We start from the raw sequence: 21,542 nt of genomic DNA on the forward strand, positions 1-21,542 counted from the left end.
CATTTATGATGTCAGGCGCCGTTCCTACATTCGGTAAAGATGATCTGCGGTTCCAGGTATCAACGGGTGATTTAGGCCGCTATGCTGCTGCAGCTATGGTGAATGACATCGTTCGCGACCCGCGTACCGACGAGACCTTGGTGGAAGAAACCGCGGCGTTTACGTGATGAACTTAACCGGTCCGCTGGCACAATGATCTGATTTGCAACCACATTGGCGAACTCACGCGTTTTTCAATAAGATTCAACCATAGCCTCCGGCAAACGGCCGGAGCACAAGGAGAAGCATTTATGTCTCACCCCGTTGTCGACAAACTGACTCACCTGTTAACTGAAGAATATGTGACTACCGGCGATCGCCGAACAGAACACTATCGTTCAGGCTGGCGCTCTGGTCAGGGAACGGCATTGGCAGTGGTATTTCCTCAATCGCTGGTCGCGTTGTGGAAGGTACTGGAGATCTGCGTCGACCATAATTGCATTATCATTATGCAGGCGGCTAAAACAGGCTTAACAGAAGGCTCAACGCCGAGCGGCAACGATTACGACCGCGACGTGGTTGTTATTAACACCCTCGCCATGGACAAGTTGTTAGTATTGGGCAACGGCGAGCAAGTCATTTCGTTTCCAGGCGCTACTTTGTATAAACTTGAAACGACATTAAAGCCCCTTAATCGCGCGCCTCACTCTGTCATCGGCTCGTCCTGTTTAGGCGCATCTATTGTGGGTGGTGTCGCCAATAACTCGGGTGGTGCACTGATTAAGCGAGGGCCGGCATATACCGAGCTTTCGATATTTGCCCGGGTGAACGAGCACGGCAAACTCGAAATCGTGAATCACCTGGGCGTAGAGCTTGGCGATTCACCAGAGGAAATGCTGACAAACCTGGAAAACGAAAAGTTTCAGCTAGATACTCTCGAACACACCGAGAAAGCCAGTGCCACCGACTATCAGCAGCGTGTTCGCGATATTAATGCCGACACACCGAGCCGCTTCAATGCTGATACATCTCGCCTTTATGAGGCTAGCGGCTGCGCCGGCAAACTCGCGGTGTTTGCAGTACGTTTAGATACGTATCCGGTATCGGGTAAAGAAAAAACGTTTTACATCGGGACAAATAATCCAGATACCCTAACCACCATTCGGCGTGACATCTTAAGTAACTTTCAGAATTTGCCAGAGGTAGGCGAATATCTTCATCGAGACATTTTCGATATTGCCCGGGAGTACGGAAAAGACACCTTTTTGGCTGTAAAACACTTGGGTACCGACAAGCTTCCAAAAATGTTCGCATTAAAAGGCCGAATTGATGCATTGCTCAATAAGCAGTCTTGGTTACCTAAATTTCTTACCGATCGGGTAATGCAAGGCATAGCGAAACTGTTTCCGCAGCATTTACCCGACCGAATGATGGCTTTTCGTAACCAATACGAACATCACTTACTGCTTAAAATGAGTGATGAAGGCATTGCCGAAGCCGAGCAGTACCTCAAACAGTATTTTGGCGGGAACTCGGAGGCCGGTGATTACTTTACCTGTGATGGCGATGAATCCAGTGCCGCTTTTCTGCACCGCTTTGCAGCCGCCGGGGCCGCGATTCGTTATGAATTACTGCATCAAAAAGACGTGGGTGACATTCTCGCGTTAGACATTGCACTGCGCCGAAACGACGTCGATTGGGTGGAAAAGCTGCCACCGCACATTGCCGATAATATTGAAATGTCGCTCTACTACGGTCATTTTTTCTGCTATGTCTTCCATCAGGATTACATTTTGAAAAAAGGCGCCGACGCCAAAAAAGTAAAAGCGGACATGCTTGAACTGCTCGATACCCGCGGCGCTAAATACCCGGCAGAACACAACGTGGGCCACCTGTATAAAGCTGAAGACGGTCTGCAAGATTTTTATCGTAGTCTCGACCCCACCAATACCTTTAACCCTGGTGTGGGCAAAATGGAAAAAACAAAACGCAATTGTGCGTGTTGTTAAGTTGCCCTAGCCCACTTTGGCGAACGTCATTTTCTAAAGGCTTATCTGTAAAGGATAAGCCCTTTATGTTTGGGCCGTCAGCCACCTAAGGCACAGCCTTGCAGTTCTGCTACAATAGCCCCTTTCAGCTATTATCGGACCACGCTTTTATGAGCCAGCAGCAACCCAATAACCCTCTTCACGGCCTTACCCTTGAGAAAATCGTGACAAGTCTTCAGGAACATTACGGCTGGGACGGGCTGCATGACCGCATTCAAGTAAACTGCTTCTATAACGATCCGTCAGTGAAATCCTCGCTTAAATTTTTGCGACGTACGCCATGGGCAAGAGCGAAAGTCGAGGCGTTGTATATCGAAACGTTTTGTGAGTAGTGCCGTCTCAATTCGTTTGTCAAAAAAGTGCATCCAAAGTCGCCGATGAATCGTTTGGTTATTGAATGTTTAACTTGATAGTGAAGAGATAAAACGTTAATACTGTGTAAATAATCGACCTAAGCGGGAACTGGGATTTCATGGAGCACGAAACATTGTTTCCACTTTTGTGTGAAACGGCGAACGGGAATAAAACAGCATTTGCGGAACTTTATAACCTAACCAGTGCGCAAATGTACGCAGTGGCGTTAAAAATGCTGAAGCGACCGGAATTGGCTGATGAAGCCATTCAGGATGCATATATAAAAATATGGCACAACGCCGGGCAATATCAGCGTGGCAAGGGCACGGTGTTTACCTGGATGCTTAGCATCGCTCGCTACCGTGCACTGGACTTGATGCGCTACCACAAAGTGCGCAATGAAGTGGACTTGTCGGAAGACACCCATTCCCCCGTTTCTACAGATGAATCCGCCTTATCCGATGCGGAACTGCAAAAGCTCGAAGCCTGTATGGGAGAGCTTGAGCCTTCACAGCGACAGGCGATTCATTTGGCTTATGTTAACGGTTTATCTCATCAAGAAGTAGAGGCGCATATGGCCTCACCTCTCGGCACTATCAAAAGTTGGATCCGCCGCGGATTACAAAGTTTGCAGAGGTGTCTGTCATTATGAACTATCTAAATGAACAACGAAGAAACGCGCTGGCCGCGGAGTATGTGCTTGGCACACTGCGCGGTAAGGCCAGAGTTCGCTATCAAAAATTGATGATGCAGTATCAACTGATTGCTGAAACCACCGCACTTTGGGAGCAATACCTGGGCGGGCTGAATCAACGTGTTCCGCCAGTGAAGCCCCCTCCCCGCGTGTGGGAAGCAATTTGTGCGCAAATCGATCCTGCATCGGTAACTGAAAGCACCGCTTTGCCCTCTTCTTCAGACGGCACCTCTGACGACAATGTTGTTGCCTTTGAACGTAAGCGAAGAAAACAATGGCGACTGTTCTCTGGTGTAGCCGCAGCTGCCGCACTCATGATGGCCGTGTTGCTGGTTACGCTAAGTGAACCTGTTGTCGCCCCCATCGAACGGGTCGCTATTTTTAGCGATACAGAAAACAAACCCTTGTGGATTATTGAGATCTCCGGGGATTCCTTAAACGTGAGAGTAACCGACGCCCTTGCGGCGGTATCAGACAAAGACTATCAATTATGGATGGCCCCAGCCGACGGCGGCGCCCCCATATCACTAGGTCTGTTGCCTAAAAACGGGGATATTACCCGCATTCCTCCCGAGATGTTGTTAGACAAAAACGTCACCGTACTAGCAGTGAGTTTGGAACCTCTAGGTGGTTCGCCCAATGGTTCACCAACCGATGTGCTGTATCACACCAATATTTTCTCTGTGTAGCATTTACGCTAGTTAGCCACCCGCGTAACGCCTGTTAATCAGGCTTTGCGCGGGTTTTCTCACGCCCCACCATTTACACTGTTAAATTTCTAAATATTAAAAATTTAAAAATATTTATATTTTTTGCATCCAGATAGATCTGTCAGTCGTTTGGCTTCATGTACGGACGCAGAAAAGTAGGCGCGTCTTTGAATATGCATGTCACAGATGGAGACAACAATGCTGAATACACAGACGAAAAACGCACCATTTAAATATTCTCTTTTAGCCAGTTTACTCGCCGTTTCACTTGCGGGCTGCAGCGGCAGCGATGGCGATGATGGCATGGACGGCGTTGACGGTATGGATGGCTCTGACGGTCAGGACGGCACGCCAGCACTTACCACAGGCACTTTTATCCGCGCAAATAACGGCGATGACAATCGCGGCACTGTTGATTGGATCAATCAGGATGGTGAAACGCTGAGCAGTTTTGAAACCGGCGCAAACGAAGGTGTCGTGCTGTCGAGTTCAGGCACGCTTTATCAGGCTGGAGACAGCGGCGAACCCATGCTCGGCGCGTTTTGCCGTATCGCAGGACGTGAAGACGGTATGATGATGTCGTCTATCGATTCTCAAATTATGGGCGCGAACACTGGTCTGACAAATCCAAAAGGGATTGCCCTGGCTGATGACAGCGGCATGATTTATGTGGCCGACTTTAATGCCATGCGTATCGCCGTATTTGGTAGCGCAGCCGCAGGCGACGTAATGCCCGTGGCAGAAATTATGCTGCCAGCTCAACCGTGGGACGTAGCCGTCGATGAAGATGCTGACCGCATGTATGTTGCTCTGACCGACGGTACTATCGCAGTGTATGACAATGTGATGGGTTCTGATTTTGCGCCATCAGTCATGCGCATTATTGTACCTTCAGATGCTAATGGCGACCAAATCTCAATAAACAGCCACGGCATTGTGTACGACGCCGATTCTGACCGTTTGGTAGTCTCCGATGTGGGTGATGCGAGCGTTGCTGATGATGGACAGATTTTTGTTATTAACGATGCCTCAACGGCAGATGGCGCGGTAGAGCCTGCACGCACCATTGCAGGCCCTTCTACCATGCTGGGTAACCCGGTTGATATTATCCTTTCTGGCACTACACTTCGGGTGGCAGAAAAGTCTAACGATGCGATTTTAGTTTATACCGAAATATTTAGCGGCGAGAGTGGCGACATCGCGCCCACACTTTCAACGGCATCAGTAAAACCAGAATCCCTGGTAGAGTTGAAAGCGATGCCTGACCTGATGGACTTCTCTGACATGGCACTGGCAGAAAGCACCATTGGCGGCATTAGTGTAAGCAGCAACCCAGCCACCGAAGGCGACAGCACCGGTATGATTGCACAGTTTGATGCCCCGCTGGGCAGTCAAACAGCCATGTTTGATACCAGCATGAGTATTGAAAGCGTAGCTTATTCAGTAAATGGCGATGGCTTTGTCACTTATGACGATACCGATACGGCGATGGGCGGATTATTGGTTGTGAACCGTTTGGCTTCCATGCGCGATGACGGCATGTTCAGTGTGTCGCAAGACCGTGAAATCATGGGCGATATGACCGGCCTGGTTGCGCCTAAAGGGTTGGACGTAAACAGTGAGCACAATTTAGTGTTTGTCGCTGACTTTAATGAAACAACGCCAGCCGTTCGCGTGTTCTCAGGGTGTGCTGCAGGTAATGTAATGCCACTTTTGACCCTTACCGCCTCTGACGGCGCCCGCCCATGGGACGTAGACTATGACGCAGAAACGGACCGCGCCTTCTTAGCCTTAACCAACGGAACCGTGGCGGTATTTGACGAAGTGACACGCAAGCTAATGAGCGGCACCAGCGAAATTGTCGGCGAAGACCGTTTAATCATACCGGCAATGAACGACACTGCCGTCGCGGCACCCACTAACATACACGGTATTGATTACGATGCCGAAAGTGATGCATTGGTACTTTCCGATGTGGGCAGTGCCGACAGTGCAACTGACGGTAAACTGTATGTCTTGCCTGATGCGGGTATGGCAGAGGGAATCACCAACATGACGGTGAACATTGCAGGCCCAATGAGTATGCTGGGTAACCCGGTAGACATCATGGTAAGCAACGGTAACGTGTATGTGGCCGAAAAATCGAATGGCATGCTCTTGCGGTTCGACGACATTATGAATGCCGCCAGTGGCGATGTAACGCCCGATTACAGCGTAACTTTCACCGCACCAGAATCGGTAGCCGTGCTCCCTGCTTATTTGTGGTAACAACGCCACAGTAAATCAAAACTCAGACCGGCAAAATGCCGGTCTTTTACCTATCGTAAACTTTTTGAGCAAACAGACGTACAAAAGGTGAAATAATTTGTGGCGTACACTTGAATAAGTTAGACTCCACCCAATATTCAATAACATGTTTTAAGGTTATTGAATAACCTGGAAACAGGCGATCGCCGGGGCTGATTAGGATTCGACAGGATCTAGGAAGCTGGAGGTGCATGCAGAGGAGCGGTTTGCCTCTTAAAAAGCCGCATTTAAATAGTCGCAAACGACGAAAACTACGCACTAGCCGCTTAATAACCGGTATAGGCCCTTCCACCTAAGCTCTGTCTGCTAGCCAGGATTTTGGAAGGTCATATAAGTAGACTAGCGAGGGAAACTCTCCTGAGGTTGAACCGCGAAATAGTATCAGGACAGCTACCAGGAACCCTGTTTGTCGGGGTCCAAAGTAGTTAAATAAAAGACAAACTAAGCATGTAGTACCAAAGGTAGACATTTTCTGGACGCGGGTTCAAATCCCGCCAGCTCCACCAATTCATAGTTTAAAGACGTCCTAGGGCGTCTTTTTCTTTATCTGCAGAACAGTAAAATCAATGACTTAGCGTGTTTTAACGTTCATTAGCTTCCCGTGGCTTCTTTGATTTATAGGTACACGATTGGGTACACTGCAAAAACTGGATTAATTTGGTGTACCCAACATGGCAAAAGTAACGACACGGCTTACCGATAAAGAAATCAAATCAGCAAAGCCAAGCGATAAAGAATATAACTTGTTTGATGGTGACGGTCTGCGGTTACGCATTAAACCGAATGGTTCAAAGCATTGGATTTTTAACTACTATCGTCCCACTAGCCGTAAGCGAGCCAACTTGAGCTTTGGCAAGTACCCTGACCTATCCCTGGCAAATGCTCGGAAGATGACGCTTGAAGCCAACGAGCTACTAGCCCAATCAATAGATCCTCAAGAAGACCGCAAGCGCCAGCAAGAAGAACATAAATCAGTCCACCAGCACACCTTTATTAACGTTTCGAAAGAATGGTTTGAAATAAAAAAGGACGAAGTTACACCAGATTATGCCGTTGATATTTGGCGCTCTCTGGAATTACACATCTTCCCCTCTATTTCTGGGGTCCCGGTAAGTTCTATCACTGCACCGCAAATTATTGAACTACTGAAGCCAATTGAAGCAAAAGGCAGTTTGGAGACCGTGAAGCGTCTGTCTCAACGCCTTAACGAGATTATGAACTTCGCTACCAATTGTGGACTGGTACAGGCTAATCCATTAATTGGAATCAAAGCAGCATTTAAAAAGCCTAAGAAAGAAAATATGGCAGCACTCAAACCTGCAGAACTGCCGGAACTCATGGCTGCAATTGCTAATGCCAGTATCAAAAGAACGACTCGCTGCCTAATTGAATGGCAACTTCACACCATGACACGCCCTAGCGAAGCATCTGGCGCAAATTGGAAAGAAATCGAATGGGATAGTCAGATCTGGACAATCCCTGCAGAGCGAATGAAGAAACGCAGAGACCACCGTATTCCCCTCACTGACCAAATGCTGGCTCTCCTTGAAGTAATGAAGCCTATTAGTGGCCATCGTGAGTTTATATTTCCTTCTGACCGTGATCCCAAAAAGCCATGTAACAGCCAGACTGCAAATATGGCTCTAAAGCGCATGGGCTTTGCCGGACGCTTAGTTAGTCACGGACTTCGATCACTGGCTAGCACAACACTAAATGAGCAAGGCTTTGATAGAGATTTAATTGAGTCTGCATTGGCGCATGTTGATGATAACCAAGTACGTAGTGCTTACAACCGAACTGATTATTTCAACCGCCGGAGACCTATGATGAATTGGTGGAGTGAGCATATTGAAGAAGCTGCTACTGGCTGTTTTTCTGTTACTAGTGTTAAACAGTTAAAAGTGTATTCTTAACAGTATTTAAAAACCACGTATTTTGCCAACTTTCTGAAAATATTAAATACTTAAGTTGAACTGTACAAACTAGTGGTAGAAAAGGAACATTGGTGTTAGATACAGCAAAGTCCACTATTTAAATAAGACGAGCCAACGAATTCCAACACTCAGAGAGAATTCAATGAGAATAGAAAAAAGCAAACTGCTTCAATTTTGCAACTTGCAGCAGACTCAAAAATATAGGCTACTACAGCTTCTAGAGCAAAATGACAAAGAGCATTTACTAAGCTCCATAGCAAATTACATTTCTTTTCCTACAGAACAAATAGAGTTTGCATCAGCTCCAGAATATATCGATGATGCTTTAGTAACATTCTCTGAACAAGTCAAAGAAACTGCTAACTTTGATGACAATTTGCTCACAGAGTTTCTAAAACCATTGAGAAACCTTAACGACAAAGAAAAAGAGTTCATCGGTGGCGTTAGAGTCAATAACTCAACCAGTGAACCTATCTCTTCTTCGAATATAAGTTTTCAAAGCAAACTTTGTCCCTCGGAGAAAACCTATACCAGTTCTGTAAAATTCAATGTTCGAAAACCTACACTAGAACAACAAGAAGCTCTAGACCTCTGTAATGATGGGATTTTAGTTAATAGCTATGCAGGCACGGGCAAGACAACTTTTTCGGGTCAGGCAGCCGAAAAGCTTGGCTATAAAAAAACGTTATACACTGCATTTTTAAAGGAAAATGCTAGTGAAGCACGGGAGCGAGTTACCGAACAAGCTTATACACAAGACGCGCTAGCTTACCGTTATGTTCTAGAACATTCACCGTTTAAAGACTCTTTGAACCCTAAGCTATCAAAGAAGCATTCAGAGGCTACAGCGCTTCAGATTCTTTTAGGATTACCAGTAAAAATGGACATAGGAGGAAAGACTATTAAGTCTTATGTCCTTTCAAGACTTATACAAGAAACTGTGTATAATTTCTGTAACAGTACTGAAGATGTAGTCTCTATAGCTCATGTTCCCAAGCAAGTTTTTTCAACGCAAGCGGCTGAAAAAATTAAATTTTGGTCGACTGCGTACTGGGATTTTCTAGTTTCTTCGAGAACGCATGACAAGCATATAATTAAGTTCCCTCATCTTATGAAGTTCTGGGCGCTTAGACCTGATATCCAGCTACCGCACGAATTTTCAAACATCATAGTAGATGAAGCTCAAGATACAAACGGTGCATTCTATCAGGTAATGCAAAATCACATTGACCGTAATTTTGTAGTGATAGGTGATCGCCACCAGCAATTGTTTCAATGGCGAGGAGCAATAAACACTATGACTATGTTTAAGTTACCTAAAAAATCATTAACTATGTCACATAGATTTGGTGAGAGTATTGCTAACGTAGCGAACAATATTTTAGCAAAGCACAGCGAACCACCAAGTGCCTTAATAACGGGCAATCAAGATCTAGAATCAAAAATTGTTTATTACCATCCAAATGAGCCTTTCCCAAAAGACGTTGGAGCCATTCTTACAAGAACTAGAACAGAAATCATTTCTATCGCTAAAAATGAAATCGAACAAGGGCACGCTATTAGTGTTAAGACTGAGTTCAATAGCATAAGGTTTTTATGTCACAATATTATTGCTCTAGCTGAAAAAGAATATAATGAAATTAAACACCAATTTATTGCAAAATGCTACTCACTAAGTAATTTGGAAACTGAGTTAGAAAGTTATCCTGATGGCGATGTATATTTTGCACTTAAATTATACAAAAGATTTGGCAAAGAGGTTTTAAATATTATTGACCAAGTCGAACTTCTTAATCAACCAGAATCAGAAACTACCAGATTAATCAGTACAACTCACGCGTTGAAAGGCCGTGAATGGGACACAATCGTAATTTCAAGCGATTACCTATACCTATTAGAGACACCAAAAATACAGCTTGATGATGAATTATGCGTTTTATATGTGGCAGTCACTAGAGCAAAGAGGAGAGCTTATATCCCTATAGGTCTAAAACCATATTTCGATAAGCACGGCGAAGTTGCAAAACGGTAAGCATGTAACTATAGCATATTGTCTTTCTAGGTCTGGTAAGCACTTCTCTAAATAAAGAAGCCGTGATTGCAAAGAAGTCGAAATTATCACTTAAGAATTCACTTCTTTAAACAAGCCGCTCCATAATGAACTAGTAAAGTGAGCGTTTTCAAGAAGCAGTCTAAACTGAATTTACTGAGAATTAATTTAGCACAAATCTAATCTGACGTTGGAACCAGAAAACTGGGTAACTGTCAGATCAGATCTGAGCTAGAACACCTTAGATGATCACCATTCAAAACGCTCTTCTGATGTTCTTGCATTCAATTCTTCCCAAGCCCTTTCTTCCATAATGCGTTTACGTATCCTGCTGATTACTATTTTTGAGCTCTCAACAACTTCAGGGTTTTGATGTGAGGTAAGTTCTTCAAAAATATTCATCCTTTGTTCAATTATGTATGCACGAGAACCACTCCAAGACATTGGGCTTATAGTCCTTTCAAATGCTTCAATTACGGAACGAGGCTCAGGACATTCGTTGACTAGAGCCTTTGCCAAAACGGTTAATTTGGTATGCTGATGGTGCTCTTCAAATGGGGTGATTGACGATGCAAGAGTTTTAAATCTTTGAATAGGTAATTCTTTACACCACTCTATGGCTATATCGCAAGGAAGCTTTGAAAATGGGCTCGTTTCTTGAGAGATATTACTTGTTGTAATTTGCTTTAAGACATATTCATTTTGAAAAAAAACTTCTAAGGCCTGAGTTGGCTGGAGTGTGATAACAGTGGATAAAAATTTCCCATAGTTAAACGCATAAACTTGGTTTGTGGCAATACTTTCAGACAATTTCCTGAACAATGCGTTAGCCTCTTCCTCAACGCCTGCTTCAGTGAAGACCGCTTTGGCTACTTGTACTAAAGAATGTTCGAGCCTTCCATCGTTTGCCTGCTTTTCGCCATAACCATAAATCAATAAGAATTCTCTGCATTTTTTTAAAAAATTCTTGCTTGGAGTATACGAGGGCTTTGAATCCAAAGAATGAAATCGCATAGTAAGTATTTGAAAAACTGCAAAGTGACCATCTGGCAGTAACCATAGCAAATTTAAGATTGAAATTAAGTCAGAGTCGGATACCAACTCATGCCGCCCCCCACTAGCTAAGTGAAGGTACATCCAACTCGGAGAAGTTCGATTCTTTAACGATATAATGAGTCGGCTTACTGCGCTTTCGTCTACTGGGCTTGATGACTGTACTAATGGAAATATTTTATTAATCTTGTCGCTGTGTAATAAATCATCCAAAATAAGTTGTGATTTATCAAATTGAATATCATATGTGTGTTTTATAAAACCTTGCAAGAAATTCGTATTTACCTTATCGACATCTAAATTTTCCAATTGATTTACTAACACTTTCCAGAACTGTTCAGCGTCGTCAAGCCCACTTGCGACCCCTTGACCAAACCAAATTAGATGATTGGTTGTGCTCTTGGTTGATAATATTTTCTCTAGTTTTTCATACAGGTATTCAATATGTTTCTGAACGATGTACTCACCTAATTCCTTCGCCATCTCTAGAGCTTTTTCGTATCCCCACCTAACAGTTTCCCCCTCGTCATCTAATTCATCCAAGTAAAAGAAATCATGGTGACTGGTTAATACATAAAGTTCCATTCGTCCATCTAAATCCTGAACTTCTATGCATGCTCTTAGAGTTTCAAGTCGGACTTTTTGCTCATTCGTCATTAATGAGGAATCAAATCTCAAGATCTCCCCGAAAGCAGTCCAACCTCCAGGCCAGCCTCCATTTCTACTAAGACTTTTAGATATTGTCGCTATCTCATTATGTAGAGAAGATATTCGCCATAACTCTCTAATATGACCAGCAAAAACATCCTTAATTTGTTGTTCGACTACTTTTTCAGACAAAGCGATATCATGAATAATAAGTAGAAATTCACGGTACCAAGAAAGAATATCTTTGTTAGTTTTAGGCTGGGAGCCAAAGTCCCTAGACTCCACTCCAAAATCAAATCCATAACTTGATGAAAAGCCTTGCGTATTAAGTGAATTATCTAATAACTCATAACCTAGCTCTCTCTCACTTAAATCTGAGCTGTAAATAAGTTTCTTCACGCAGCTAACTCTTTGCTCAAGTGTTGCATGTGTACCTGATAAGTAAAGCTGAAAAAAACTACTTAGTAGGCTTCTGACAGAGTTATTTGCTTCATCTTTTTTCTCAGATAATGCAAAGCAACAAAGTAATTCAAAACATCGACAGAATAGTTGGCTTTCATACGCTAAAGAACGAAGAAGCCTTGCTATTGAGGCGTAATGAGGATTGTCTCTGCTCAAAAAATACTGGTCGCAGTTTCCTTTATTCTCTATATAGAAAAGCACTTCAGCAGGAATGATTGGAGCAATATTAGCTAACAAGGTACAAGCTAAGTCTTCCTGCCGGCTGCGAAAAAGCAAATCTATTACTCCATCTGAACTTATCCACGAAGATGCCAATTTAGCTGCATCTCTACTACCTTTAAGATAACCAAGGCGACGTGAGAAAGACTTAATCAGTCTTGGTTCAGTTTTACTGTTAAAGAACTTTACGATGTTAGAAAAAGGTATATTTTGCAATGCTAAGCTGGCTAATTTATTGGCAATAGGATTAGGTAGCAACGCCATCCAGACACCGCGCTCTTGCGCTAAGCCTCGTCGTTTCAGTTCTTTCGCAAACTTATACATCTCGTTAGGAGGCATCATCACTATATCACTTAAGAGTTTCAATTCATGACTAAAGTCATCTTCAGACTCTATTAGAAACGAATACACAAGTGACAAGCCTTCAGCCGCCTTTTCTAAGCCGGTATCAGAATCATGACGCTGATGAAATAGCCGCTTAAATAACTCTTCATCTTTTAATCTAGAAAGGTTTTCATCATGTTCAATGTTAGAGGCTAGAGCGATAGCAACTCTGGCATTTCCCCCAGAAAAGTTAGCTATTATCGCAGCAGTTTGTTTACTAAACTGTGGAAACCTAGATGAAATCATAGTTTCTATAAGTTCACTAGAACTCGAATCTAAATTATAAACTTCTGTTTGCTCTGGCAAATCTTCTCTGACATCATATTCGACCGTTAAAATTTTAGCCGCACTGCTGTATTTACACAGATTTGTAAGTTCACGGTGCAGGTCAGGGGCACAATTATCCACAATAATAATTGACTCAATTTGCTCTTTCACAAGTCGCTCAACTAATACAGTTGGAGTGGGTAAAGGGGTTAGGCTAATGTCTGAATAAAAGACAGTTTCCTTATTTAGCGCATTTTCTCCTACTCTCTCATCAAATAAAGCTTGGGCAAAGCGAGTTTTACCTACACCTGACAGACCGACCAACCGAACAGATGCTCCCGATTTGTATAAAACGTTTCGAAGATGATTCAATGCTTCGACTGTCGTTAAACCTTTTGAATCACTGGAGGATGAACGATGAAGGCGTGCAGAGCTATCTATTATATATTCCTCTTCTACGCCCTTTGGGGAATTCGCCCAATTTCCATAACCAATCCAGCCGCTATGATCCTTCCCAAAATTGGCCTGAAGCCATCTCGCTTGTTTGGTTAACGTTTTTTTAGCAACAAAATTTTTAATGTGTTTATAAATAACGTCGTCTTTTGAAGTCGGCTTACTTATATTTATGTGATGTGCATCAATAGGAATAACCCTATCCTTTAACCCCGGATCTGCACTATCAGGCTTAACAATTTGCCCGAATATTAAAAAAGGCTTTGTTTCGGATAAAACTAAGTGCCGGATACCTTTTTCGTGATACCACCCTCTATACCAAGTGTTCAATGCCCGAAGATTGGAATCATTGCGCTCTAGTGACGCTGTTGCCGCTGAAGGTTTAAGCAACAAAAATTTTAATAGTAATCGAGCTGTTAAAGAATTACCTGTTTGAGCCATATCTGCACCAGTATGAGGTGTCCCCAGAAAGGCTACTCCAGATACTCTATTTATAAGTTTAGACGTATCCTCTCGCCCAGTCTGATCGCTTGCCAATCTGAGTAACTGCTTGATTATAAGCCCTCCTAAACTATGCCCAACTAATAACAGCTCACCTTCACCTAACGCCGATTCTGCTAATAATGTTTCCAAGATGCTTTGCGCTCTATCTTGAAGCCCCATCCCCTTATCTAAGAAAGATAATTTAGGTGCCTCATAACCCACAGACCATATGCATATATTTTCTAAATCTTCATGTAACCATGTCGGCCAGAATATTTTTTCTAAATTATTTGATTGCCAAGTGTTCTCAACATTACCTCCAAGGCCATGAATAAAAATGACATGCTTTATAGCAGAAGAATCGCCGCACATTAATCGCAGATCAGCCACGTAAACCTCTAATTATTAAAAAATCACTCAAAACATTGTCCTTTTTTATCTACCAAAGCCAAATCGCTGTTTTTAAAATAATAAAAACTTGTATTTCCATGACTATGAAATTAAAGCCAAGCGCGACATTGAATACTGGAATTTTACTGAAGATATTTTCTAAGCGTTAAATCTAATTGTTCCAATGCCTTTTTACGGTGGCAATCCCTAATCCTAACACCTCAGCAGTCTTCGACTGAGATAGTCCTTCTGCTTTTTTTGCTTGTACGGATGCTGTTGTTCCCTTTGCTACAGGTCTTCCAAGCTTTTTCCCATGAGCCTTCGCTCGTTCTAGCCCTTCCTTCGTTCTTTCACGAATACGATTACGCTCAAACTCAGCAAATGCGGAAAACATTTGTAGCATCAATTTCCCTTCAGCACTTGAAAGATCTGCCACTGGTAAGTCTAAACACACCACCCTCACACCTTTTTCAGTGAGTAAATTTATGGTGCTTTGAACATCGATATTATCCCGACCCAAGCGGTCTAACTTTAACACCACCAGAATATCTCCCTTTTCCATCTGATGGTTGATAAGCATCTTGAATTTTTCTCGTTTCATGGCTTCGACAGAACCGGATACAGTTTCGCTCACAACCCTAGAATCCAAAACCTCATATCCTTTCTGACGAATGGCTATGATTTGGTTTTCAGTCGTTTGCTCTGTTGTTGAAACTCGGCAATAGGCAAATATGCGCATTAGCTACTCATTTTGAATTTTGGTATCAACTATTGAGGTATCATATACTTTTGGTATCACAAAGCAACAACCTTAGTTTAATGATACCCTTTCAGTCATAAAAATACTGGTATCAATATACGAATGTTTATTGATACCAGCCAAATAACGTTATTCTTCGGAAATTTACGCGCTTCTCTTCATTTCCTGAAACTGCATAAATTGCCTGAACTGTTCTTCCATGTCTGATGGAGTTCCTTCTGCTGGTTCAGCCAATTTCCGCAATAACTCTGCTTGCTTGTAGTCAGGTACATCTCCGTAGCTATAGAAACTGGTGAGAACACTTTCATGTCCTAGGTTCTGACTCCACGCTTTGAACTCCTCTGGTGTACGACATAATTTTTCTCCGAGCCGCACCAAAGTATTTCGGAAACTATGTGGATTAAAATAAGGTAGCCCTGCTGCTTCAAAAGCTTGCCCAAATATTTTGCGTATTGGGTTAGCATTACTCCAATGTTCCTCCAGCAAACCTACTGCTTCAAATTGCTGACTAGCATTGTGAGCTAGCTTAGTTTTCGGGAACAATGGTGAATTTTGTTTGTACCCCAGCTCCAGCACTAAATAGTCCATCCAATCTTTCAGAATGTTGAACGCTAGCTCGCCGACTGGGAAAAAGTAGGTTATAAACGTTTTACTAAACTTGGTATTCACATCTCTCGCATCCTGATAAAAACTCTGCTCTTCGATATCAATATGCTTTATCTTAGCTGATGCTACCGCACCGTCCCTTGCTCCCGTAAGAATCACAAAAGCCAGTAAAGCCCTGTCTCGTTTTTCAATGGCCGTTGAGCTGGGCATACCTTCCAGAGCTTGCATAACCTGATCTATCTTTGGAACATTTCTTTTTCGCTTCGTGTTACCGATTCGAGTGTCTTTTTCAGACAAGTTGAAGTATTCAATATCACTGTAATTGATCTTAGTCCGGTAACCTTTTTGCGTTACCAAATATTGAAAGAACATCTTCATATGACGAGTCGCTGTGAGTACTGTTGCCTTGCTCAGCTTTTCGCCTGTAACAAGAGACTTTTTATTTAGTAAGTGTTTCTTAAAGCCGATGGCATGCTTGGCCCGATACTTCCTGAAATCGATGTATCCAGTAAATTCCTCAAAGCGATTAATCGATTTGAGTGCACCATCTATTGTCGAGTCATCCAGTCGCTTAGCTTCCTTAAGATACTTAGTAAATTCATAGATAATTCGAGCATTATTTGTACTATTATTTTTCATCGGTAGAAACTCCGTCAAAAGGATAATTTAAGAGGTTTTGTTCCCTTAGGATTATGTGTTTTTGTGCTATCGGTAATTTACCCTTGAGTTCTAGCCAGATTTCATGAACATCTCGCCAAGAGACATACTTATTCATTCGACATCCGCACTCATCACAGACACCTTTCATGAGAGCCATTCCTGCAGGCTGCTCAACAAACTGAACAGATTCAATGTTAGGTCTCATAGCACCCTGGCATCGAAAGCAGCTCATTTCATGCTTAGCAACGTTGAATCTGATCGCACTGCGCTTCTGCTTAAAATGAACTTTCAGATCGGAACCATTTATCAAGAGCGGACGTTTTGAATCTACAACTGGTAGACCAACACGAATCCAATTTCGCACCGTTTTAGGATGAACGCCGAGCGTTTCGCTAACATCAATAACCGTATAGTTACGATTACTTTTTATTCGGCTGGGGGTGTTACGTCTAGACATGATCAACCACCTTAGACGCAGCAACGCGAGCATCAAGCCATGCTTCGATATCACTTAGCAGCCATCCAACTGCGCGCTCTCCCAGTGAAATGGTTTGCGGGAAACTTCCCTTGGCCATACGTAAATAGATTGTGCTTCGCGATAGACCTGTTATCTGAATGACTTCCGGTAACCGCATGATTTTATGAGACATAGTGAGTCCTCTTTGTCTGTTATGGGATGACCGAGAGGTTACGACGAAAGTCGGGCTCAAAAACTCATATGAGAAAAGCAAAAACTCATATGAGTTTTTATGAATGACAAAATAGAGCGCCGCACAAACGGACTTAGATCAGGCCGAGGAATTAGAAGTGAAGGTATAGCAAGTTGATTTGCAAAATCTTTACGTCCACAATAGTGCGACTTTCATGGATGTACTCAGCCGCCACTTTTAAGGGCTGAGCGTAGTTTGGAGCGAAATTAATGCGTAATTTTTCTTTGTTTGCACTGACGCTGACGTCATCTGGTCTGCATGCTGACCTACTCACTCAAGAATTTACAATAAACAATTATTCTTTAAATCATCAGGGAAACGAATTCACCTACATAGATAGCAACGCATTCCCTGGGCCGATGAAGTTCGAGCTTATTTATGATTTAAATCTGGCAAACGGCGAATTTTATTCAAATGTAGATATGGAAGACGAAGTTTCTCGGTACGTATCAACAAACACACAGTTTGACTCTAACTCGTTCTCATATGGATATGATAGTATTTTGCTAGATGAAATAATGAGCTTCCATTCTCCAAGTGCTAATGAATCATCAAGGCTTTATTTCACTGATATTCTCTTCGACCTTAAGCCCGAAGGCCGAATAGATATGATAGAGAACGGCTCAAATCTCAACGTAAATGTTACTACTATTACAGAATCGACAATATCTGGTGACCCTAATATTGGGAGTTATACTGAGACTCAGAAGCTATACAGCACGTATTTTAGTTTCAGTGCACATGAATATTTCGACATGTTAGATGCTGAAGATCCAACCGCATCTACTCTTACAGATTTCACCAATTTTCTTGCAGAATATCCTGTGACGGTATCATTTGGTATAGAGGGATACACACAGTATTTCGAATATCAGAACTATCAGCTCAGAGATGAGAACATATTTAACTTTAGTGGGATTTGGGGCTATGGCAATGCTGTTTTAACTAACCAAGAACGCATGTCAAACGCGGTGACTGTGAACGCTCCAGCGACCTTGGCGTTGTTTGGCATTTCCATTTTAGCATTGGGTTGCAGACGCTATCAGTTTGGTCGCAGCAATCAAATTATGTCTTCATAATGCACATGGCTTAAGCTTAATACTGAATTTTTTATCTGCTCATAAGGGCAGAACTGTTAAAGCCTACCAGTTCTGCTTTTTTTTATCTGCCATGCATTCACTAACCTGTCATCTCAGTCCAATACATCCGTAGTTTCATCGAGGATTTTCCGAATAGTATTGTCGCAAAGACTGATTCCCGCTTGCTGACTCATGAGTCTGACGGCAGACGAAATCCCTTTCTGAGTTGGATCTATCTTCTGAGCATGTAAAAGAATACCGATAAACTTGAGATAACTTCTTTTTTCTGGCGGATGTACTCCCTTTTCTTCCGTCATCTCCACCTGTGCCTGGTCTAGTGAAACGATAAAACGATCTAGTTCTTCACGCCTAATGACAAATTGATGGTTAGTATCTTCTAGTGAAAACAGATAAGTGCCATCCTGCTCCACTTCGAAAGGATTGAGAAGTCCCATTACTTGTTCAATCTCTTCACTATCGAAATGCTCAAATATAGCGCTAGGATTTTCGAGCAAACTTTGAACTGAAGTTCCCTTAGAAATCAGCAGGGCTTCAAGCTCTTTCTCAACGGCATTCTGCATTTCATCGTTTTTAGATAAAGGAAGAGAATCCAGTAATTGATATACGTGACCGTCATCTTTGATAAAGTAACCGTTCATTTCAGCTAGCGCTGGAACTGGGCCACCGGTTTCCAGCTGATGAAGCTTCCTGATTTCATACTTCTCTAACCCAACCATCGCCAGGTCATAGGCCCCATTAATGTAGTGAATCCGTTTTTCAGTGCTAGCTGATAGAACAGTCTCCGCCTTAGCTTGTTTAGCTCCGGAATCTTTATCTGAAACCAGATTCGTTTCCGTAGCGAAAGTCTGCTCAGGAAAGCGTATTGAGATTGCCAAATGACCATCTAATGCAAGCCCATATAAGTCTGCCAATGAAACCTGCTCCTCTAAGACGTTGGACAAATAATTCGTCGCATCAGTAAGAGGGAGATATTTTTTTAGTTTTAATAATTTGCTCATGAAAAACCTTGTCGAAAGCTACTACACCGCACGTCTAACACGAACTACAACAATCGTAGTAGTCGATACCAGAGCACGAGCGATACACAGCCGAATTGCAGAGTGCGGAATTATGGCAGAAATAAGAGGTAACTTTGAAAAAAATACGGATAAGGCTAAATCATGGGTACACCGAAGGGTACACAGACATAAATCAAGTTGCATATAACTATTTTAAAACAATCACTTATTGGATTAATTCAACTTACGCCAGCCCACCAATTCAAAGTCAAAGACGTCCTAGGGCGTCTTTTTCTTTATCTGCAGAAATAACCACTCAACAAAATCACTGCTTTTCCAACAATACCATGCCGCAGGTAAGTAAGAATTCAAACGTCTCATTGTCATCGCATTTAATGATTAAGCCGTTTCTACCGCGGCTAAGCAGCACGCGGTAGCTGCCATAGGTATAGTGATCGTGCTCGCGGCGATGCCGCTGTTGTTGAGAGAGTGAGAGTTGGCCGTTTCGAAAAACGAGGTCGTTCCCCCAGTTGAGCAAGGCGAGAGAAAGTTCGAGCCCTTGGCTCGCAAATTCAGTGCAGGCTGAATTTAGCTGACAGCATGAGTGTTTGGACGTCGGTGGTTCCACATACCAGGGGCCAACCAGGTTTGCATCTTTTGCTTTAACCTCCGGGAGAAATTTGCCGCCTTTGCTCGACATCAGCCATCCCATTCGGAATGCATCTGATTTTTTATTGTCTTGATGCAGAACTTGCATATGTTCACGAGCAAAGGTTTCTGCATCTAATCGGCTTTTTGTGAGCTTGAGCGGGTAATCCAAGATAAGCGAATGCGCTACCGCCTTTGCTTGCGACGCATTGCCGTTTAGCACAGCCTCAATCCAACGATCGAGATCTTCTGTGTAAGCCTGACGAATTGGCGTTTTTAAGTTGAAAACGTCTCTTTCACAGACCTGCACCTTTTTTAAATGGTGCGCATTAAGATTCGGTACGATGGCGGTAATTTTATCTTGATGCCGGTAAAGCGCGTCATCCAGTGCTGACAACAGGTTTTCCAGCGACATTTCGTTTTGATGAATAGCCTGGCCGTCGCCCACCAGCAGCACGAGTACACCAAATTCTTTGGTTGCTAACCAATCACAAAAAAGGTGAAGCTCTGATTCCGCATTGTCATCGCGGCTATTCACTTTTTCCCAGGCACGCTGGGCTTCATCGAATACCACAAAATTCTCTTCAATTTCGTTTCGCCGCGGGTGTTGTTTCAATCTTTTTTTAAAGTTGATTAACCCCTGAATGAGCACGCGACCATCAAGGGGCGTGTCCTTATTTATATGCTTACCATGAAAATCTAATGTGTATTGCAGCACCTGCACCAAAGGTCCATTACCGGAAAGGAAAAGGGGTTTGCAACACTCGGCTCCATACGTGTTAATCAAGTCGGCAACGGCACTTATACCTAACAGGGTTTTCCCTGCCCCGGGTCTGCCGTGTACCACTACCACGTACCGTTTGCGGTGCTCCTTTGCATGTTCATAAAGCTGCTTTAATTTATCCCTCGCCTCTTCAATATTTCTACCCGCATTGGTTTTTAAGGTTGGCAGGGTTTCGTTGAAGAACACTTGGACTGTGCCATGCAATATACTGGGCTGTCGGTAGAAGTCGCCTTTTTGCCATTGATGTATATCGTAGGCGTCATGGGGTTCACGAAGCGCGCTAGTCAATGCATCAGATAGCACAGGTAAAAACCCGTTTTCGGCTATATCACACTCGACTTGCTGGTTTTGGAACCGTGTGGCACCTTTCTTAGTCAAAGCTAAAAAACAATGTCCTTTTAACCCAATAGACTCGCTGTGAAAGCGAAGCATGGTATTGAGATCATACTGAGCTCGCCATATCTCATGCTCGCTCGCTGAAGATTTATGTTTAAATTCAACAACGAACAAATCACCCGTAGGTAGAACAAGGTTTACGTCTGCAGCACGCTTGCCTCCTTCACCCACCAGCTCCTGCTCAAATGAAATCCATGCCTTATCAGGAGCAAAACCGCACGCTTCGCAAACATGCGTTAGCGTGCGTTTCATTACGTGGTGCTCTGTCTGCCACGCCTTTTTCTGAGGCTCCCCGAGGGTTTCTGTCCAAGACAAGCTGGAATGAAAGCGAACAAGCTGCTCTAAAAAAGCCCTTTCATCCACATCGAAAAATGCTTTCCATGTGCCACACCATCCTGTTGAAGAGTCCATTCTTTGCATCCTATTTATTTGCGCTCATCCATTC

At 43.2% G+C, this 21,542-nt stretch carries 16 protein-coding genes and 1 other RNA gene; 10 read left to right on the top strand and 7 right to left on the bottom strand.

Translation table 11 applies throughout. The features are described from left to right. Positions 1-5: 5 nt before the first annotated feature. The 9 genes from ACXAGX_RS13260 to ACXAGX_RS13300 all read left to right on the top strand — a co-directional run bounded on the left by ACXAGX_RS13260 (position 6) and on the right by ACXAGX_RS13300 (position 10,058). Positions 6-167 carry a hypothetical protein gene (locus ACXAGX_RS13260; RefSeq protein WP_474838878.1) on the top strand — a complete coding sequence of 54 codons (162 nt, stop codon included), beginning with the start codon at positions 6-8 and terminating at the stop codon, positions 165-167. A gap of 123 nt (positions 168-290) precedes the next feature. Next, a complete protein-coding gene (gene dld / locus ACXAGX_RS13265; RefSeq protein WP_474838880.1) occupies positions 291-1,988 on the top strand; it encodes a D-lactate dehydrogenase in 1,698 nt (565 codons plus the stop codon). A 149-nt stretch (positions 1,989-2,137) separates the two neighbouring features. Then, complete coding sequence (locus ACXAGX_RS13270; protein ID WP_070126175.1) at positions 2,138-2,359, top strand: VF530 family protein; 222 nt, start codon at positions 2,138-2,140, stop codon at positions 2,357-2,359. Between the two features lie 140 nt (positions 2,360-2,499). Then, positions 2,500-3,033, top strand: a complete 534-nt coding sequence (locus ACXAGX_RS13275; RefSeq protein WP_070126176.1) for an RNA polymerase sigma factor — start codon at positions 2,500-2,502, stop codon at positions 3,031-3,033. Further along, positions 3,030-3,764 carry an anti-sigma factor gene (locus tag ACXAGX_RS13280; RefSeq protein WP_474838882.1) on the top strand — a complete coding sequence of 245 codons (735 nt, stop codon included), beginning with the start codon at positions 3,030-3,032 and terminating at the stop codon, positions 3,762-3,764. The genes ACXAGX_RS13275 and ACXAGX_RS13280 overlap by 4 nt, the downstream gene beginning before the upstream one ends. A 219-nt stretch (positions 3,765-3,983) precedes the next feature. Further along, entirely contained in the window at positions 3,984-6,053 is a 2,070-nt protein-coding gene (locus ACXAGX_RS13285; protein ID WP_474838885.1) for a hypothetical protein, read from the top strand. A gap of 187 nt (positions 6,054-6,240) precedes the next feature. Continuing rightward, positions 6,241-6,598, top strand: a transfer-messenger RNA (tmRNA) gene (gene ssrA, locus ACXAGX_RS13290). A gap of 165 nt (positions 6,599-6,763) precedes the next feature. Then, entirely contained in the window at positions 6,764-8,005 is a 1,242-nt protein-coding gene (locus tag ACXAGX_RS13295; RefSeq protein WP_474838887.1) for an integrase domain-containing protein, read from the top strand. 163 nt (positions 8,006-8,168) lie between these two features. Next, positions 8,169-10,058 carry a UvrD-helicase domain-containing protein gene (locus ACXAGX_RS13300; RefSeq protein ID WP_474838889.1) on the top strand — a complete coding sequence of 630 codons (1,890 nt, stop codon included), beginning with the start codon at positions 8,169-8,171 and terminating at the stop codon, positions 10,056-10,058. Between the two features lie 267 nt (positions 10,059-10,325). Here the strand turns inward: ACXAGX_RS13300 and ACXAGX_RS13305 are convergent, their stop codons facing one another. The 5 genes from ACXAGX_RS13305 to ACXAGX_RS13325 form a co-directional block, all read right to left on the bottom strand. Further along, positions 10,326-14,435, bottom strand: coding sequence for an esterase/lipase family protein (locus ACXAGX_RS13305; RefSeq protein ID WP_474838891.1), 4,110 nt, complete (start codon positions 14,433-14,435; stop codon positions 10,326-10,328). A gap of 172 nt (positions 14,436-14,607) precedes the next feature. Beyond that, on the bottom strand, positions 14,608-15,174 hold the full coding sequence (locus ACXAGX_RS13310) for a recombinase family protein (protein ID WP_474838893.1): 567 nt from the start codon (positions 15,172-15,174) through the stop codon (positions 14,608-14,610). 165 nt (positions 15,175-15,339) lie between these two features. Next, a complete protein-coding gene (locus ACXAGX_RS13315; RefSeq protein ID WP_474838895.1) occupies positions 15,340-16,440 on the bottom strand; it encodes a tyrosine-type recombinase/integrase in 1,101 nt (366 codons plus the stop codon). Next, complete coding sequence (locus ACXAGX_RS13320) at positions 16,430-16,918, bottom strand: helix-turn-helix domain-containing protein (RefSeq protein ID WP_474838897.1); 489 nt, start codon at positions 16,916-16,918, stop codon at positions 16,430-16,432. The genes ACXAGX_RS13315 and ACXAGX_RS13320 overlap by 11 nt, the downstream gene beginning before the upstream one ends. Next, positions 16,911-17,111: a helix-turn-helix transcriptional regulator gene (locus ACXAGX_RS13325; RefSeq protein ID WP_474838899.1), complete on the bottom strand. Its 201-nt coding sequence runs from the start codon at positions 17,109-17,111 to the stop codon at positions 16,911-16,913. Before ACXAGX_RS13325 ends, ACXAGX_RS13320 begins: the two co-directional genes overlap by 8 nt. Positions 17,112-17,380: 269 nt before the next feature. Between ACXAGX_RS13325 and ACXAGX_RS13330 the strand changes: the two genes are divergently transcribed. Further along, on the top strand, positions 17,381-18,250 hold the full coding sequence (locus ACXAGX_RS13330; protein WP_474838901.1) for a hypothetical protein: 870 nt from the start codon (positions 17,381-17,383) through the stop codon (positions 18,248-18,250). Positions 18,251-18,363: 113 nt separating this feature from the next. On the opposite strand, the gene ACXAGX_RS13335 is transcribed toward ACXAGX_RS13330, so the two are convergent. Next, positions 18,364-19,269, bottom strand: coding sequence for a hypothetical protein (locus ACXAGX_RS13335; protein ID WP_474838903.1), 906 nt, complete (start codon positions 19,267-19,269; stop codon positions 18,364-18,366). A 325-nt stretch (positions 19,270-19,594) separates the two neighbouring features. After that, positions 19,595-21,508 (bottom strand): DNA/RNA helicase domain-containing protein, encoded by a 1,914-nt coding sequence (locus tag ACXAGX_RS13340; RefSeq protein WP_474838905.1) that lies wholly within the window; start codon positions 21,506-21,508, stop codon positions 19,595-19,597. Between the last annotated feature and the right edge of the window lie 34 nt (positions 21,509-21,542).

It is taken from the genome of Alteromonas sp. ABV4_515 (genome assembly GCF_056160345.1).